Raw genomic sequence first — 18,584 nt, forward strand, 5'->3', positions numbered from 1 at the left:
TAAAAACCACATTTTATGAAACGATTTATTAGAATCGCAAGTGCAGTTTTGCTGCTTGCCTGTCCATCTATTGCCTTAAAAGCACAAGCGCAATCCGCCCAAGAAAGTTGGGAACAAGCTAAAAAACAAGCGCAAACAGAGAAAAAATTAATTTTTGTCGATTTGTATTTTACAGGCTGTATGCCATGCGCGCAAATGGACAAAGAAGTGTTTCCTGATCCAAAAGTAACAGCACTTTTAAACGCTGATTTTGTCATTTTCAAATCAGATATTTTGAAAGAAGAAATCGGTAAAAAGCTATGCATGAAATATGGCGTTACTGGATTTCCAACTTTTTTATTGATGAATGCCGACGGAAAAATAATTGACATTGCAGGCGGTTTTCATAACGTAGAGCAATTTACAGCTTTACTTCAAAACGCAAAAGAAGCGGCTAAAAAAGGGATTTTCAAAAAGTATAGTCCTGAAATCAATGAAAATGATTATCCTGATTTTTACAAACAAGCGTATTTAAACGGAAAAAGAAATGTTCCTTTTGAGGTTATCGATACATATTTAAAATCTAAAGATCCTTCTGATGAAATTTCTTTTGTAATTGTTACTGGATTGCGAGTTGGAAAACAATATGATGATGCATTTCTTTTCAATAGTAAAAAACTGGCGAAAGATTACGGAACATGGAATGTGACAACACACGTATTTTCCATTTTACAGCGCAAGAAAAAAGAATTCGAAAAAAAGAACGATTTAAAAGGATTTACAGAATTAGTAAATGAATCTAAAGAACTCTATACGCCAGAAGAATTCACAAAATATTCGGGCATTTTATTAAAAGATTTTGGAATAGAAAAAGTGGTAGTTAATCCGTCGGCTTCACACAAGTAATCGAAATGAAAAAGATAGTATTCTTTGTAATATTGATTTTTAGCTGTACGGTTTATGCTCAAAACAGCATTCAGAAATCTATTAAAACTTTCGAAAAAGCTTTTCAGAACAAAAGTTATGCTGAAATGAAAGATCTTCTGGCGCCGCAATTTACTGTTGGCGTTGGAGATTCTTCTTCAAACGAATTTTATTTGAACGGAATTTTCAAAGCATTTCCGGCTTTAGATTCAATTCAAGTTGGAAAATCCGTGGCGATTAAAAACGAAACTTTTGTCTTGGTAGATTTTTGTTTTAAAGGAAAAGAAAAAAAGCCGTCTCAAATTGTTTTCAATTCAGAAAATAAAATGCTGTACGTGACTTTTTTCGATTCCTTATACAAAGTTGACAGACATGCGCAAGTAAAACAAGTAGCAAGTATTCCATTTGAAATTATCGAAAACGGAATCGCCATTAAAATAAAACTAAACAAAGCCGATCGTGAGTTTTTAATGCTTTTTGACACAGGTGCAGACGGAATGGCGCTCAATCCAGACAGCGCCTACAAAGCAGGCGTTGTTGTTACCAAAAGTAAATCGGCATCTGTAGTTGGCGGAAGTCAGCAAGTGCAGTATTCTGCGGATAATACTATTTATATTGGCGATCAAGTTCTAAAGAATCAAGGTTTGGTTATTTTTCCGAAACATGGAGTTTATGACGGATTGTTTGGTGCAAACTTGTTGAGAAATTTTATCACGTCGGTCAACTTTGACACGATGACGATTGACTTGTATAATTTCGGAAATTTTAAGTATTGGGGAAAAGCAAAGCCATTGGTTTTTGATTATAAATCGGGACTTCCGGTAGTAAAAATGAATCTGACTTTTGAAGATAAAAAAACAGTCGAAGGCAGTTTCACTTTTGATACTGGGGCAGGTTACGATCTTATAGCTTACGGACCTTTCAATCATAAAAACAATCTCGAAGCAAGTCTAAAAACCGAATACAACTCTGTTAATTTCAGTTTAGGAAAACAAACCAAAATTGTCGGTGGTGCCATTCCAAATGTTGCGATCAACGGAAACAATTTTCCGAACGTAACAATTGCCTTGCAGGAATATGACGAAGCCAATAAAAGTTGGGCCTTCGCTGATGGGTCACTCGGAATTGATTTAATAAAACGTTTCAATTTTACCATTGATCTTTTGCATAAAACGGTGTATTTGGAACCGAATAAGAATTTCAAAAAAACGTCTTCTTTCTATTTAAGTGGACTTGATTTAGATTTTGATGAAAACCAAAATCTTCTGGTAAAGAGAATTATAGATCAGGAAAATGAGGATTTGAAAAAAGTCAAAATTGGTGCAAAAGTCACACAGATTAATGATTTTGAGGCAAAAGATTTATTGAAGCCTGAAAATCTGAAACAATTAAAAGAAACAAAAGAAAGCAAAGACTTCATTATTGAACAAGGCGATCAGTCTATGCGAATTTCAATTTAAGCTATCAACCAAAAAAACACAAAAATATGAAAAAACACATTTTCTATTTCATTTTAACCTTCATTACGGTTCAAATGAGCTTTGCTGCCAATCTTTCAGAATACGCAGTAATCAGAGGAACAATTGCGATTCCAGATTTCAAAGCAAAAGAGGTAACACTTTACAATGTCGAAGAAGGAAAGCCAGTCGTTGCTGCTACCGCAAAAGTCAATTCACTGGGGGAATTTGGCTTTATGACACCAGTTTCAGCTGCTGGCTTTTATTATGTTGACTATGGACAATTTAAAAGCAGAAACCAATTAATTCGTTTGTATTTAGAACCAAAATTAGATATTAATCTTTTGGTTAATAAAACGAATTATGTTTTAAGCGGAAAGAATATCGGACAAAATGCTTTGGTGCAAAAAGCAAACGAAATCTATAACGAATTTGCTCCATTTGCCCGTTTGGGTGAAAATGTATCGTATGTAGAATTTTATCCATTCATTGATAAGGGCATTGCCAAAGCAGACGAATTTTCAAAATCCATTAAAACCAAAGATACTAATTTCAATAAACTATTAAAATTGGCCGTTGCAACAGATGTTGAAGAACTGACGTATACTTTTTTCAGAATGCCAAGATCTGTGTTTCCAGACAAAGACGATCGTCCGGCAGTGATTAAAACTTGGATGACAGACAAGAAATTTACAGATCCAGATTTGTTAAAATTAGCGAATGGAGTTTCTTTGATGACCAATTATTTTTTCTATGTAAGCATTAATGGCAGTGAAAAACCAAAACGTTTAGATTTAACAGAATCAATTACTCATATTACAGATCCAGCTTTAAAAGATGCATATCTTCGTGAAGAAGTGGCAACTTCAAGAATGAAAATTGAAGAATACGAAAAAATTGCACCAAGCATTAAACCTTTTATGGTTTCTGACGCGAGTAAAGCATTTTTGCTAGAATATGAAAAAGTATTGCATAAAAATGTGGGGCAAAAAGGATTGGATTTTACTTATAAAGACATCAACGATAAACCAGTTTCGTTTTCAGATTTTAAAGGTAAATTTGTGTACATAGATTTGTGGGCAACTTGGTGCGGACCATGTAAAGCAGAGATTCCTCACATGAAAAAAATCGAGGAAGATTATCACGGAAAAAATATCGTTTTTGTAAGTCTTTCATTGGATAAACCAAAAGACGCACAAAAATGGAAAGATTTTGTTACTAAAGAACAATTAAAAGGGATTCAATTAATGGCCGATAAAGATTTTGGTTCTGATGTGGCAAAAAATTATGACGTAAATGCGATTCCAAGATTTTTATTGTTTGACACAAAAGGAAATATTATCAATGCCGATGCGCTTCGTCCGTCAAATCCAGAGTTGAGAGTGCAACTGGATAAATTATTGAAAGGTTAATTAATAGCTTTATGAAATACAGCAAAAAAATATCAGTTTTACTTCTTTTTATCGGAAGTTTAACTTTCGCGCAAGCGCAAAACTTTAAAGCAACAGATCCAATTGCGGTCAACCAGAAAATAAAAAAAGGCGTGCTGCCAAACGGAATGACGTATTATATTTATCCGACAGATGTTAATAAAAATACGGCAAGTTACTATATCATTCAGAATGTAGGTTCGATTTTGGAAAACGATCAGCAGAAAGGTCTGGCGCATTTCTTGGAACACATGGCGTTTAATGGAACGAAACATTTTGAAGGAAAAGGAATCTTGAATACGCTTCAAAAACAAGGTGCCGTTTTCGGGAAAAATATCAACGCTTACACAAGCACAGACGAAACGGTTTACAATCTAGATAATATTCCGTCAAAAGATGGCGGAGTTGTCGATACTTGTTTGCTGGTTTTGCACGACTGGTCAAATTTTTTGTCTTTAACAAATGATGAAATTGATGCCGAACGTGGTGTAATTACTGAAGAATGGCGTACAAGACAAAACGCAAGAGCGAGAATTTACAATCAGCTGGCGCCGTATTATTACAACAATTCATTGTATGCAGACCGTATGCCAATTGGTGATATGGAAATCATTAAAAACTTTAAATATCAGGTTTTAAAAGATTTTTATAAAGATTGGTATCGTCCAGATTTGCAGGCAATCGCAATTGTGGGAGATATCAATGCAGACGAAATCGAAGCAAAAATCAAGAAGCTTTTTGCAGACATTCCGACAACTGTAAATCCTAAAAAACGTTTTGAAATTGCCATTCCAGAAAGAGTAGAACCAACTTTTAAACTGGCTTTAGACAAAGAAATTTCGGCTTCAAACATAAGTTTTATGATTCGCCATACAGCCGAAAAATCGACGAATGATTATGCAGAATTAGAGAAATCGACACAAAGAAGCCTTGCTTTTTCTATCTTAAATAATCGTTTGGCAGAAATGGCGCAGAAACAAGAATGCCCTTTTAAAAGTGCATCAATCGGATATCAAAACTACACGCGTTTGAATGATATGTGGATTTTGAACGTTTCTCCGAAACCAGAAAAACAAGCTGAAGCTTTTGCGATGGTAATGAACGAATGGGTTCGTGCGTATAAATTTGGTTTTTCTAAAGGAGAAATCGAAAGAGCCATTACAGAAAATATCTCGAGTTATGAAAACTATTTAGACAAACTAAATGAGATTCCGCATAAACAAGTTATCGGAATGGTAAAAGACGATTATTTGAATCACGAAGTAATTGCCGACCCAAAAGCAGAATTTGAAATGGTAAAAAGCATTTTGAAAAATGTGGACACGAAAATTCTTCAAGAGCAAATCAGTAAATTATATACAGCGCAAAATCGTGTGGTAGCGGTTACAGGTGTAGAAAACGAAAATAATTTAACGCAAGAAAAAGCTTTTGATATTATTCAGAAAGCAGAAAACGATGCATCGTTACAGCCTTATGTGGATACTTTTGAAGGAAAAACACTTTTAGGAAATCTGAAAATCAATTCTGGAAAAATTGTTTCGGAGAAAAAAGAAGCTTCAATCGATGCAACCACTTTTGTCTTGAGCAATGGCGTTAAAGTGCATTACAAATTTGCCGATAAAAACAAAAAAGAAGTGGAGCTTAAAGCTGAAAGTTTTGGAGGAACTTCATTGTACGAACCGCAAGATCTTCCGTCAATTGGGCGTACGACAACTTTGGCGATGATGTCTGGAGTTGGCGAACTTTCGAATGTTGATTTAGATAAAGTTTTAAAGGGAAAAATTGCCAATTCTTCTGTAAGCATTAGTTCGCTTAAAGAAACCGTTTCAGGTTCTGCAAACGTAAAAGATATTGAAACGATGATGCAATTGGTTCATTTGCGTTTTGTACAGCCAAGATTTGATAATCAGATGTATGCACTGTTAAAGCAAAGATTACAAAATTCGCTTAAAAATAGAGCAAATGACATCAATGCAAAAATGGATGACAGTTTAACAGCTGTGGTTTATGGAAAAAATAACCCGAGAGTACAGCCATTCAATCAAAAATATATCGACGATTTATCTTTTGATAAAATGAAAGCTTTCTATCTGGATCGTTTTGCAGATGTTTCAAATTTTGAGTTTTATATTGTTGGAGATGTTTCGCCAGAAGTTTTAAAACCATTATTAGAAAAATATATCGCTAGTATAAATGGAATTAAACGTAAGGAAAAATTCAAAACACAAGTTCCGAAATGGACATCAAATAAAATTGATAAAGATGTTTTCATCAAAATGGAAACTCCAAAAAGTTCTGTTCGAATTGCATTTTCTAAAGAGTACGCTTTTAATCAAAAAAACAGGATTCTAACTTCTTATTTGGCCGATATATTAACCTTGCGTTATACTGAAAGTCTGCGTGAAAAAGAAGGAGGAACTTACGGCGCGCATGTAAATGCAAATGTTGATAAACTTCCAATTTCTAAAGTAAATCTTCAGGTTAATTTTGATTGCGATGCTGATAAAGTCGAACATTTGCTGCCAATTGTCTATCAGGAAATTGATAAAATCAAGAAAGGAGAAATTGCTACTGAAGATATCGAAAAGACAAGAACAAATTATTTGAAATCTAGAGAAGACAGCAAAAACTTCAACAGTTATAGCATGAACTTGATTTATAATTATTTCGAGAACAATTACGATATGAATGATCCTGCAACTTATGTTGATATTGTAAAAAGCATTACTGCAAAAGACATTCAAGAATTTGCCAATTCATTTTTGAACAAAGCAGATTCTTATGAGATCGTTTTCAAACCATTAAAATAATCTGACCCAATTTTTATTTACTAGAGTTTAATTTGTATTTCCCTATCAAATAGTATTTTGAATTAGTAAGCAATTTAGTTTGTATAGCGGATTACTTAGAGGGTTGTTTTTTGCTATTCAACCCTCTTTTTAAAGATTTTTACCCATGAAAAAGAATATTTTTTACTGGGCTTTTTCCTGCTGTTTTCCATATTCGTAAAGGCTCAGATATACAATCCCATAAAATGGAAAACCAGTGTCGAGAAAATTTCAGATACTGAATATGAATTGCAGGCAAAAGCCATTATAGAATCGGGTTGGCATTTATACAGTCAGGAAGTTTCAGACGGAGGACCGATTCCAACTCATTTTAATTTTATAAAAAGTGCAGATTTTCAGTTAACAGATCCTGTAAAAGAAGAAAAAGGAAAAACGGTTAACGACCCTGTTTTTAAAATGCAGATTAAGTTTTTTGAAAAAGAAACGACTTTTAGACAACGCATTAAAATACTTTCATCCAAACCTTTCAAAATCAAAGCCGAAGTTGAATTTATGGTTTGTAACGATGAAAACTGCCTTCCGCCAAGTTCAGATGAATTAGAATTTTCCATTAGCCCTTCCGCGAAAGCGAAGACTTTAATAGAAGCAGCAGTAAAAGAAGAAATAAAAACAGAAACAATAGATTCTTCGGTTACTGAAATAAAAGAAAAATCAGAAGAAGTTGTTCCCACAGAAATTGTAAAAACGCCTCAAAAAGAAATCAAAAAAAGTGAACCAAAAACGCAATCTAGAAGTTTGTGGACGATTTTTTTATTGTCGTTTTTTTCTGGATTTGCAGCCTTGTTAACGCCTTGCGTTTTTCCAATGATTCCGATGACGGTGAGTTTTTTTACCAAACAAAGCAAAACCAAATCGCAAGGAATTAGAAAAGCCGTTTTTTACGGAATTGCCATTATTGCGATTTATATTTTTTTGGGAGCCATTGTGACTTGGGCTTTTGGAGCAGATTCGCTCAATGCGCTTTCTACAAACGTTTGGTTTAATCTGATCTTTTTTGTGCTTTTAATGATTTTTGCGTTTTCATTTTTAGGCGCATTCGAAATTATGTTGCCTAATGCATGGGCGAACAAAGTAGATTCGCAAGCAGATAGAGGCGGAATTGTCGGAATATTATTTATGGCTTTGGCTTTGGCAATTGTTTCTTTTTCTTGTACAGGACCCATTGTAGGCACTTTATTGGTAGAAGCGGCTTCACGAGGCGGAATTGCGCCTTTTGTCGGAATGTTTGGTTTTTCTTTGGCCTTGGCTTTGCCATTTACATTATTTGCTGCTTTTCCGGGATGGCTGAATTCACTTCCAAAATCGGGCGGCTGGCTCAATTCGGTTAAAGTATTTTAGGATTTTTGGAAATGGCTTTGGCTTTTAAATTTCTTTCCAATGCCGATTTGGTTCTGCAATTGCATTGGCTTGAAAGAGAGGCTTTCCTAGCCATTTGGATTGCTATTTTTGGAACGCTGGCTTTTTATTTGTTCGGAAAAATTCAATTGCCGCATGATAGTCCAGTTTCGAATATAAGCGTTGGAAGATTAGGATTGGGCGTTTTAGTTTTGGCTTTTACCATTTATCTAATTCCAGGCATTTGGGGCGCACCTCTTAAATTGATCAGTGGTTTTCCTCCGCCAATGCATTACAGCGAAATTCCGAACGGATTGAATAATGCCGCTTCAAAAGAAATAACACAAAATCTTCCAGAAGGAGCAGAGCTTGGTCCGCATAATATTATGGCTTTTACCGATTATGATTTGGGGATGCAATATGCCAAAAAAATAGGAAAACCGGTTATGATAGACTTTACTGGTCATGCTTGTGTAAACTGCCGCAAGATGGAAGATAATGTTTGGTCTGACGAAAAGGTGCAGAAAATCTTAAAAGGTGATTTGGTTTTAATTTCGCTTTATGTAGATGATAAAAGAGAACTGAATCCGAGCGAGCAGGTCACTTCTCAGATAACAGGAAAAAAATTAAAATATATTGGTCAAAAATGGAGCGAATTCCAAACGCTGACCTACAAAACCAACGCACAGCCATTTTATGTTCTGGTAGATCATAATGGAGAGACGCTCAACGAAACTTCAGCTTATAATCCAGATATCGAAGAATATTTGAATTGGCTTAAAAAAGGCGTTTCAAATTTTGAGAAAAGTTAAAGTTCAGGGTTTGTGCTTTATTTATAATTATGTTGTTAATCAAAAAGGGAATAGTTTACGAGCTATTCCCTTTTTTGTTCTAAGAATATTAAGAAAGTACTGTGTCTGGCAGAACACTAGTTTTTTGTGTAAAATTCAAAGTTAATTGATCCAAATGGCCGTAGAAAAAAGTATCTAAAACTTCCTGAAAAACAGGATGCGCATTTTCTACCTGTACAAATAAGCTCATAGAAGAATGCAGCTTTCTGGCACCAAGTTCTCCTAAAATTCCTTCAGCAGATTTCTTTTTTAAAGTCAGAAGAAGTTTAGAAATCTCAATTAAATGTTTCGATAAAATCGGATGATTTAAAAATTCAGTTGCTTCTTTAAGGTCGGCAACGGCATAATAATCAGAAAGAGCACTTTTACCAAGTCCTTTGATCTGAGGAAAAATAAACCACATCCAATGAGTTTCTTTTTTGCCTTTTTTTATTTCAGATAATGCGGTCAGATAAAGTTTATTTTGCGCATCTAAAAATCGGGTCAAATCATTTTTTGCGTAAGTCATCTCTTGATTCTGTATTAAATGGTTTGTAAATCTAATTTGTTTAATCGGTAACACTTGTAATATATTTTTAAAGAATTGTATCAAATTTTCGAATACCAAAAGTAGAATGACCATAGCCATCTGAGTTATAGAATTGTAGTTTGTCTTTACATAATTCCGATAGGCCTGTAAGAATGCCTTGTTAATGTAATTATAAACTTTTGAATGATTCTAAATTCTAATGTTATTTTAATGTTCTGCAAAAAAAATGGCTCTAACTTGCGCCCTTAAAATAATTATAGCAAACGCCTTAAATCAGTGGGATTTCAGTTCAAATTGATTTGATTTCTTAAGCTTTACGCCATTTTAGAGTATGTTGAATAAGATTAAAAATAGCTTTTTATGTAAATGCCTTCAGGCGTTACTTGTCGGCTATTTTTTAATCAGCAGTTTAAACATCGCAAATGGTGTAAGCCGAATTATTACCGATAATGCAGAAACCTATACGGTAAAAGGCATTACATGCAACTTCTTAAAAAAAATCTTTAAGTGTGACGGAATTCCAGAAGAGCTGGATGACTACAAAACAAAAGATACCAAAACAGCCAAATTAGCAAAAGGAATTCCGTTAATGGAATATTTAGTTTCATCAGAATCCTTAATGCCTAATTTTTACTTTCTAGTAGAATCAGAAGGAAAAAAATACATCGATAATACAATCTTCTCGTTTAGTTTTCATGGTAAAATAGACATACCGCCTCCTCGGATGATTTCATAAATACTTGTTTTTTAAGGATTAGGTTCAAAATCTTAATCTGTTAATGCGGTTTTTGCCGTATATTTATTCTATGTAATAATCTTGTATTTATACTTTAAATTCATGACACCATTCAAACGATTTTACAACTTATTGCAGCTAGATAAGCGCGATGTGTATCAAATTATCTTCTATGCTGCGTTTGCAGGGTTAGTAAATCTTTCTCTGCCTTTGGGAATCCAAGCCATTATTAATTTTATTCAAAGCGGACAGCTAAGCGTATCATGGATCATTCTTGTGATTCTAGTTACGGTTGGAGTTGGTTTTGGAGGCGTACTAACGATTTTACAGCTGCGTATTGTAGAGAACCTGCAGCAGCGAATTTTTGTGCGTTCTTCATTTGAGTTTGCATACAGACTGCCTTTGATTAAATTTAAAGAAATGTACTCAGAGTATGCTCCAGAAAAGGCAAATCGCTTTTTTGATACTTTGATGGTACAGAAAGGCACGGCAAAACTTTTGCTTGATTTCTGTACAGCATTTCTTCAGGTCGGACTGGGAATTATATTATTAGTGCTTTACCATTCTTTCTTTACGGTAATTGGACTTTTATTTATTGTCATTTTATATGTCATTTTTAAGTTTTCGTACAAAGACGGTCTAGAAACCAGTTTGAACGAATCAAAATTTAAATACAAAGTAGCAGCTTGGCTTCAGGAAATTGCGAGAAACAGAGAAAGTTTTCGCAGAAAAGGAGCTTTCGAATATGCTCTGGACAGAAATGACGGCTATGTAAACAACTATGTAAATTACCGTGAAAAACACTTTCAGGTAATGAAAAAACAATATATTCAGCTTACTATTTTTAAGGTAATTGTTACTGCTGCCTTATTATCAATAGGTGGTTTTCTGGTAATTCACCACCAAATGAACATAGGGCAGTTCGTAGCAGCTGAAATCGTAATTGTATTATTAATTAACTCAGTAGAAAAAATCATCTTCGGATTGGAGTCTTTTTACGACGTTTTGACTTCTGTTGAAAAAATTGGTCAAGTGACTGATATGGAGACTTCTTGCATTCCTGAGACTTCTGATAAAACAGAAAAAGGAATTAATATTGAGACAGAGAGCATTAGTTACAATTACCCAGGACACAGCAAAAAATCGCTTAAGAATATCAATTTGAAAATCTCTCAAGGAGAAAAAATTATTCTTACGGGAACAAATGGTGCAGGAAAAAGTACTTTGTTGCGATTGCTTTCAGGTGTTTTAGAGCCAGAAAGCGGAGCTATGTATGTGACTGATAACTATATGAACCGCCTTAACGAAGATACATACAGAGCACAGGCGGGAACGTATTTGCAGGGTGATACGCTTTTTGCAGGAACTATTCGCGAGAATATTGTTTTTGGAAATGAAAAATTAAATAGCGATGATTTAAAATGGGCTTTAGATAATGTTGGATTAACACCGTACATTAAAACTTTTGAGAACGGACTGGAGAATCAAATTCATCCAGGAGGTCGTGAACTTTCTGCTTCTGATGTTCAAAAAATTCTTTTGGCAAGAAGTATTGTGGGTAAACCAAATATCTTATTCTTAGAAGATCCAGTTGATAAAATGGACGAAATTACTTCGAGTAAAATCGTTGATTTTTTACTTTCTGAAGAAAATGACTGGACTGTTATTGTGACTTCTAAAAGTGATATTTGGAAAAGCAAATGCAGTCGTATGATTACGATTGATGACGGAAAAATTATTAACGACATAAAGCTTTAATCATGCTCAACATATCTAAAGATAATAACGTACTTATAACGCCGGGCAAATACAAATCGATTACAAGCGTTGCCCGCAGGCCACATTATAAAATTTTAAACAGAGTCATCATCGGATTTCTGATATTTTCAGTATTATGCCTTTTTCTGCCTTGGACACAGAATATTTCTGGTACAGGTTCTGTTACTACTTTAAAACCAGATCAAAGGCCGCAAACGGTTCACAATGCTATTGCGGGCCGTATTGAAAAATGGTTTGTAAAGGAAGGGGATTATGTAAAAAAAGGTGATACAATACTTTACATTTCGGAGATTAAAGAAGATTATCTAGATCCTAATCTCGTTGGCAATACCAAACAACAGGTTGATGCCAAAAAAATGGCCGTAGAATCGTACAGCGACAAAGTAAATTCTCTTGATGTGCAGGCGCAGTCGCTTAGCACAGAAAGACAATTGAAACTGCAACAGGCACAAAACAAAATCCGCCAGTCACAATTGAAAATAAAAAGTGACAGTATGGATTTGGTTGCGGTAAAAACACAGCTTCGAATTGCAAAAACACAATTTGACCGTTCGACTGCATTAAATAAAGAAGGCCTAAAACCGCTTACCGATGTCGAGCAGAAAAGATTAAAACTGCAAGAAGCTGAAGCGTATGTGATTACGCAGGAAAATAAACTGTTGAGCAGCAAAAACGAATTGATAAATGCAAAAGTAGAAATCAATAGAATTACTGCTGAATATGCTGAAAAAATATCAAAATCGAGAAGTGATAAATTTACCGCTTTGAGCACGCAATACGATACAGAAGCACAGGTAAATAAGCTAGAAAACCAATATACCAATTATAGACTTAGAAATGGTTTATATTACATTACGGCGCCACAAAGCGGTTATGTAAACCGTGCTTTATTGGCAGGTCTTGGAGAAACAATCAAAGAGGGAACTCCTGTTGTAAGTATCATGCCATCTAAATACGATATTGCCGTAGAAACCTATGTAGACCCAATCGATTTGCCGCTGGTTCACCGAGGCGCAAAAGTTCGTGTTTGGTTTGATGGATGGCCTAGAATTGTATTTTCAGGATGGCCTGGATTATCTTACGGAACTTACGGCGGAAAAGTGGTAGCGATAGAAAACTTTATCAGCCCAAACGGAAAATACCGAATACTGATTTCGCCAGATGGAGAAGACCGTCATTGGCCAAAAGAATTAAGTATTGGAGCAGGAGCACAAAGTATTGCCTTGTTAGAAACCGTTTCGGTATGGTACGAGATTTGGCGAAACCTGAATGGTTTCCCTCCAAATTATTATAACTCAGGAGAAAAAGAAGCAAAAGGAAAGGAGAAAAAGTAAAATGAGAAATCTTGTAAAATTGTTTTCTTTCTTAATACTATTTTGTTTTTCTACACTGCATAGCCAGGATTTTAATCAAGAGGAGCTTACTTTTATCGAGTATTTGGGATATGTTAAAAAATACCACCCGCTCGTAAAACAAGCCAATCTTGAAGTGACCAACGCTCAGGCAAAATTGATGCTGGCACGTGGCGGATTTGACCCAAAAATTGAAGTAGATTACAATAAGAAAGAATTTAAAGGCACAGAATATTATTCGTTATTAAACAGCAGTTTCAAAATTCCGACCTGGTACGGAATTGAAGTAAAAGCTGGTTTTGATGATACAAGCGGAGAATATTACAATCCGCAGAATAAAACTCCAGAAGCAGGTTTAACGTCGCTCGGAATTAACGTTGCTTTAGGCCAAGGAATGTTCATTAACCAAAGAATGGCAGATGTTCGCGAAGGAAAACTTCAGGTAAAACTAAGCGATGCACAGCGAAAACTGAGAGCGATTGAAATTTTGTACCAAGCAAGTGAAGCTTATTTTGAATGGCGAAAAAGCTATAACGAAGCCGAACTGTATAAAAATTATCTAGGTTTTGCCAGCACTCGTTTTGAAGGTGTTAAGAAACTAATTGCAGCAGGTGACGCGCCAGCGATTGACAGTGTTGAAGCTAAAATTACGGTAAGAAACAGAGAACTGAATGTTGAAAATGGAAATTTAAAATTAGCGAAAGCAAAATTGAAACTAGCTAATTTTTTATGGATAGAAAATGTTCCGGTTGAATTGGGAGATTTGGTAAAACCAGAGCAGAATTTAATTCAGACCATAGAAGAAACTTTAAAGACAGACGCCATGATGGTCGATGTTGAGTCGTTAGACTCACATCCAAAAATTCAGTCGCTTGAAACTAAAATGGATATTTTGGAAGTCAATCGCCAGTTGAAAGCTAATGCATTGCTTCCGAAAATAAACGTAGGGTATAACTATATTTCAGAGCCTAATTATTGGAATAATTTCAATGCCGATGATTATAAGTTTAATATCGATTTCAGCTTCCCAATTTTCTTAAGAAAAGAACGCGGAAGTTTGAAAATGGCAAAACTAAAAATTCAAGACATGCAATATGACATAGGTCAGCAGCGATTAGAATTAAAAAATAAAATAAAAGCACAGCAGACCGAAATAGCTTCGTTAAGAAAACAAAAAGCCGTAATTGACAATCTCGTAAAAGATTATATGACAATGCTGGACTCAGAAGAAAAACTCTTCTCGTTTGGAGAAAGTTCAATTTTCTTGATTAATTCTAGAGAAAATAATTTGGTTAGCGCAAAATTGTCGCAAATCAGTTTAGAGAATCAGTTTTATCTCTCGAATGCCGAATTGTATAAAATACTGGCAAATCCAGATTAATAAAAAAAATATGTAGTCTGTACCTGTCTGCATTATATTAGTTTTCAGAATTTAAATTTTAAAAAGCTTTAGATATTTTTCTAAAGCTTTTTTGTTTAGGAATTAATTCAAACTTATTTAAATTTGGAACAAAGAAATAAACAAAATGAAACAAGCGATTATAAATGCTGTCGTACACACAGGAGAAGAAATAATAGAAAATGGAGTTGTAGTTGTAGAAAACGGAACTATTATTTCGGTGCAAAAAGAGATTCCAAATGATATCAAAACTATTGATTTAAAAGGAAATCATCTTTCGGCAGGATTTATAGATATTCAAATTAATGGTGGAGAAAAATATTATTTCAGCCAGACACCCAATGAAGAAACCATTCAGGATATTTACGATGCTAGTATGAAATATGGCACAACGCATGTTTTACCTTGTCTAATTTCTTCGTCAAGAGAAACCATTTTAGAGGGAATTGAGGCCGTTCGCAATTACATGCAAAAACATAAAAATGGTGTAATTGGAATGCATCTAGAAGGGCCTTTCTTGAATCCGCAGAGACGTGGAGCACATAGCATCGATCAGGTTCGAAAACCAACTGATGAAGAACTTGAAGAAATTATCAGTAAAGGAAAAGACGTTATAAAAGTCATTACCATAGCTCCAGAATGTTTTACAGAAAAACAGTTAAATATGTTGATTGAAAGTGGTATTACTATTTCAATCGGACATTCAACAATTACGCATAAAGAAGCACAGCCTTATTTCGCAAAAGGAATTAATCTTGTAACACATTTGTTTAATGCCATGACACAGTTCGGGCATCGTGAACCAGGTTTAGTGGGAGCCGTTTTTGAAAATGAAGAAGTCTTCGCTCCAATAATTCTAGATGGTGTTCACTGCGATTATGCAGCCGCAAAAATAGCGTACAAATTAAAACAAGATAAATTTTTCTTAATCAGCGATGCTACATTTTTAGGGAGAAAAGTTGCCAATTTTAAATGGGATAATTTTGATGCTCATTTGGTAGACGGTTTCTACAGAAACGATGAAGGAAATCTCGCAGGCGCTTCAATCTCAATGGCAGAAGCAGTGCAAAATGCTTATAATCATTTGAATATTTCGGCTGATGAAGCTATAAAAATGGCAACTACAAGAGTGGCAGCGGCAATCGGTATGAAAGAAAAAGTTGGAAAAATTAAGTCGGGTTTTCCAGCGAGTTTTGTTCAATTCGATTCTGATTTGGCTGTAATAAAGACATTAAATCTGGTTGAATAGCCACTTTAAAATCTAACTTTTAAGTATAGTAGGTATTTATAAAAACTTACTTTTAGTATATTTTATATTCATATTTTTCTTGCAAACAGCTTGTATATATAAAGTATATTTATAGTTTTGCACGAAGATTTAACCCCAAACCTACTTTACTTACTGATGAGAAAAAACACTCGCTTTTTTGTATTTGCCCTATTGGCAAGTACTATTTTTGGCTGTAGTGACGATGGAGATTCGTACAAGCCAAACTATCTGCCAACTATAGATGCCACAACTTTACCAGCAGAAAATAAACCAATGACGATGTTTGAAGATGACGAAAGTCCTTCAAAAATGTATGACAAAACCGATCGATGGTTTCGAGTAAACGAACCGCTTCAGGTTATTCAAAAAGGAAAAGATTCTGTACAGATTTCTTTATACTCTCCAGTCGGACTTACAAATGTGAAAATCTACGCGAAACTGCCAAATTATGATAAGCGATTTGTAATCTACAGTTTTTCTAAAATACCAGCTTTTCATCGCTCATTTCATAAAATTCCATTAACCGATCAGAAAAACGATTATTTGTTAGAAACAGGAAATGCAGTGACAATTGACAAAATTGAAGGATTTTCCTCTGGTGCCATTCAATTCACAGTAGAATCAGATGACCCTTTATTTCAAAAGTTCAAAAAAATAAAATCCAATCATTTAGTTCAGTTTCATGATGGATACCACATTAATGAATTGGGCAAATTTCTTCCTATGAATCCTGTTTTGGCAAAAGAGGCCATTACTATGATTATCAATTATTCGTATGCTTTGAGCCATCCATTGTATTACAGCACATTCACCAATTTTGACAAATACAAACAAGAACAGGCTGCGGCAGCTGGAACAGGAATAAACGGAGCCTTAAACTGGCACGGAAATGCAGATGATGTAGACGGTGTTTATGATTATTATTCTAAAGAAGAAATCGAAAAAATATATTGGAATTACTTAGACAAAAGAACCGTTTATATGGCAATGGTTGGAGGAGATTCTGCTTGGGGCGGAGGAAATCTGGCATCGCAATGGGAATCGGGTTATGTAACCGGACATTGGGTTGGAGATATGTCGGTTTGGTCGCATGAATATTCGCATCATATTGGGTTCAGCCACAGCAGCAACTTGGCAAACAGCGGAGAAGGCGGTGGACAGCAGGGAATGCTTACTGATTTTTATAAATATTTGATTTATCTAAATGATCTTCCCTTTACAGATCCAGATGTTTTAAAAACGTATACAAAAACAAAATATGTGACTGGAACTTATAAAAAACCAGTATTTGAAATTAAACCTAACAATCCATTTTTAGTAAAATATAAAGGCGAAGGAAAATGGAATTAAAATATAAACTATACATGAAACATATTCTGCCCTTGATCCTTGCGCTTTGTTTTTTTACCAATTGCAGTAAAGACGATGCGACGTCTAAAGATTATACGTATTATTATCCAACAGATGAAACATCTATTACCAACGAAAATATCCCAGGAAGCACAGAAGCATTTGACCCAAAAGGAATTGCATTGTCTAATGAAAAACTATACGTTGTAAACGGAAATGTTTTAGAGATTTTTAATGCTGTGACATTAGCACACATCAAAACAATAAAAGAATATACAAAAGGCACAACGACTATTCCGCTTACAAGCCTTACTTCGGTTTCTGTTGACAACGGCCGTATTTATTTAGGCACTACAGAATCTAGATTATTTGTTTTTGATGAAACTACAAATGCAGGAATTAGTACAGTTGGAAACGGCCAATGGTGGCAGACTTTCGTGCACGTTTTTGGTGTTGTGGCTAAAGACGGATTGGTATTTGTGAAAGAAAAAGAAAAAAGCATAAAAGTTTTTGAAACTTCCCAAATAACAGAAACAAGCGACTGGAATTTAAAGCCTATTGCCAAACTAAATACTCTTAACGGATATACTGAAATATATTCAATGGATGTTTTAGACGGAAACTTGGTTGTAGGTGGGAGAGATGCAAAAAGTTATCTGCAGTATAATATTGCTAAAATTAAAGCCAATGCCGCAAATTCGCTTACAACTCCTATTGAGCCAGAAAAAGTGCAATTTGTAGACATAAAACCAATTGCAGTATCTTTCAGTAAAGATTTTGCCGTTACTTCAGAAAATGTTGGAAGCGTGTCTTATTTAAAATTGTATCCAAAAGCAGATTTTATAAAGATGAACTACAAAGCTGTTCTAAGCGTTTCTGATATTTTAGGACAAAATGCTTTTGGTACTATTGTCGGTACAGCCCAGCTTGACGACCGTATTTTCTTATCTGATAATACAAATAAGAAAATCAGAGTTATAAAACTGAATAAATCTACAATCGCAGAACAAAACAACTAGTTTTAAATACCAATATTTTAAAAATCCAAATTCCAAACTAACTGGAGTTTGGATTTTTTTTTTGAATTGAAATAAAATTTTGTGATTTGGGGTTTTCAAAATTGGAATTTAGATTTTCAAGATTAGAATTTTAAAATAACCTATTAGATTGATAGGGAAATAAAAGTTTTAACGATTTATAGGTTAAAATTGAAAATAACTATTTAAATTTGCAGTCGCTATGAAGAAAGAGAACCAGAAAATGAATAATTATTATCGTTGCAGTATGATGTACTGTGCTGCTGTAATGGTGTTTATTGATCTGGCTTAATATATAAAATGATAA

At 34.5% G+C, this 18,584-nt stretch carries 12 protein-coding genes and 1 pseudogene; 12 read left to right on the top strand and 1 reads right to left on the bottom strand.

Annotation, left to right across the window (positions count from 1 at the left end):
- Positions 1–15: 15 nt before the first annotated feature.
- The 5 genes and pseudogenes from BB050_RS13530 (at position 16) to BB050_RS13550 (ending at position 8,786) form a co-directional block, all read left to right on the top strand.
- Entirely contained in the window at positions 16–885 is an 870-nt protein-coding gene (locus BB050_RS13530; protein ID WP_066033895.1) for a thioredoxin family protein, read from the top strand.
- 5 nt (positions 886–890) lie between these two features.
- Positions 891–2,363 carry a retropepsin-like aspartic protease gene (locus tag BB050_RS13535; RefSeq protein WP_083219841.1) on the top strand — a complete coding sequence of 491 codons (1,473 nt, stop codon included), beginning with the start codon at positions 891–893 and terminating at the stop codon, positions 2,361–2,363.
- Between the two features lie 26 nt (positions 2,364–2,389).
- Positions 2,390–3,772, top strand: coding sequence for a TlpA family protein disulfide reductase (locus tag BB050_RS22070; RefSeq protein ID WP_066033897.1), 1,383 nt, complete (start codon positions 2,390–2,392; stop codon positions 3,770–3,772).
- Positions 3,773–3,783: 11 nt separating this feature from the next.
- Positions 3,784–6,600, top strand: a complete 2,817-nt coding sequence (locus BB050_RS13545; RefSeq protein WP_066033898.1) for a M16 family metallopeptidase — start codon at positions 3,784–3,786, stop codon at positions 6,598–6,600.
- 135 nt (positions 6,601–6,735) lie between these two features.
- Positions 6,736–8,786 (top strand): annotated as a pseudogene (locus tag BB050_RS13550) (protein-disulfide reductase DsbD family protein).
- 88 nt (positions 8,787–8,874) lie between these two features.
- Here the strand turns inward: BB050_RS13550 and BB050_RS13555 are convergent.
- Positions 8,875–9,333 (bottom strand): DUF1810 domain-containing protein, encoded by a 459-nt coding sequence (locus BB050_RS13555; protein ID WP_066033899.1) that lies wholly within the window; start codon positions 9,331–9,333, stop codon positions 8,875–8,877.
- Between the two features lie 352 nt (positions 9,334–9,685).
- Between BB050_RS13555 and BB050_RS13560 the strand changes: the two genes are divergently transcribed.
- The 7 genes from BB050_RS13560 (at position 9,686) to BB050_RS13590 (ending at position 18,259) form a co-directional block, all read left to right on the top strand.
- A complete protein-coding gene (locus BB050_RS13560) occupies positions 9,686–10,090 on the top strand; it encodes a hypothetical protein (protein WP_008468358.1) in 405 nt (134 codons plus the stop codon).
- A 102-nt stretch (positions 10,091–10,192) separates the two neighbouring features.
- The gene (locus BB050_RS13565) at positions 10,193–11,848 is read left to right on the top strand and encodes a peptidase domain-containing ABC transporter (protein WP_066033900.1); all 1,656 of its coding nucleotides are present in this window, start codon (positions 10,193–10,195) and stop codon (positions 11,846–11,848) included.
- Between the two features lie 2 nt (positions 11,849–11,850).
- On the top strand, positions 11,851–13,203 hold the full coding sequence (locus BB050_RS13570; protein ID WP_008468361.1) for an HlyD family secretion protein: 1,353 nt from the start codon (positions 11,851–11,853) through the stop codon (positions 13,201–13,203).
- Position 13,204: 1 nt separating this feature from the next.
- Positions 13,205–14,602, top strand: a complete 1,398-nt coding sequence (locus BB050_RS13575; RefSeq protein ID WP_066033901.1) for a TolC family protein — start codon at positions 13,205–13,207, stop codon at positions 14,600–14,602.
- A gap of 145 nt (positions 14,603–14,747) precedes the next feature.
- A complete protein-coding gene (gene nagA / locus BB050_RS13580; RefSeq protein WP_066033902.1) occupies positions 14,748–15,869 on the top strand; it encodes an N-acetylglucosamine-6-phosphate deacetylase in 1,122 nt (373 codons plus the stop codon).
- Positions 15,870–16,025: 156 nt separating this feature from the next.
- Positions 16,026–17,240, top strand: a complete 1,215-nt coding sequence (locus BB050_RS13585) for a hypothetical protein (RefSeq protein WP_066033903.1) — start codon at positions 16,026–16,028, stop codon at positions 17,238–17,240.
- Positions 17,231–18,259: an NHL repeat-containing protein gene (locus BB050_RS13590; protein ID WP_066033904.1), complete on the top strand. Its 1,029-nt coding sequence runs from the start codon at positions 17,231–17,233 to the stop codon at positions 18,257–18,259. Before BB050_RS13585 ends, BB050_RS13590 begins: the two co-directional genes overlap by 10 nt.
- Positions 18,260–18,584 lie beyond the last annotated feature (325 nt).

Origin of the sequence: Flavobacterium anhuiense, assembly GCF_001705175.1 — a bacterium.
GTDB lineage: Bacteria > Bacteroidota > Bacteroidia > Flavobacteriales > Flavobacteriaceae > Flavobacterium > Flavobacterium anhuiense.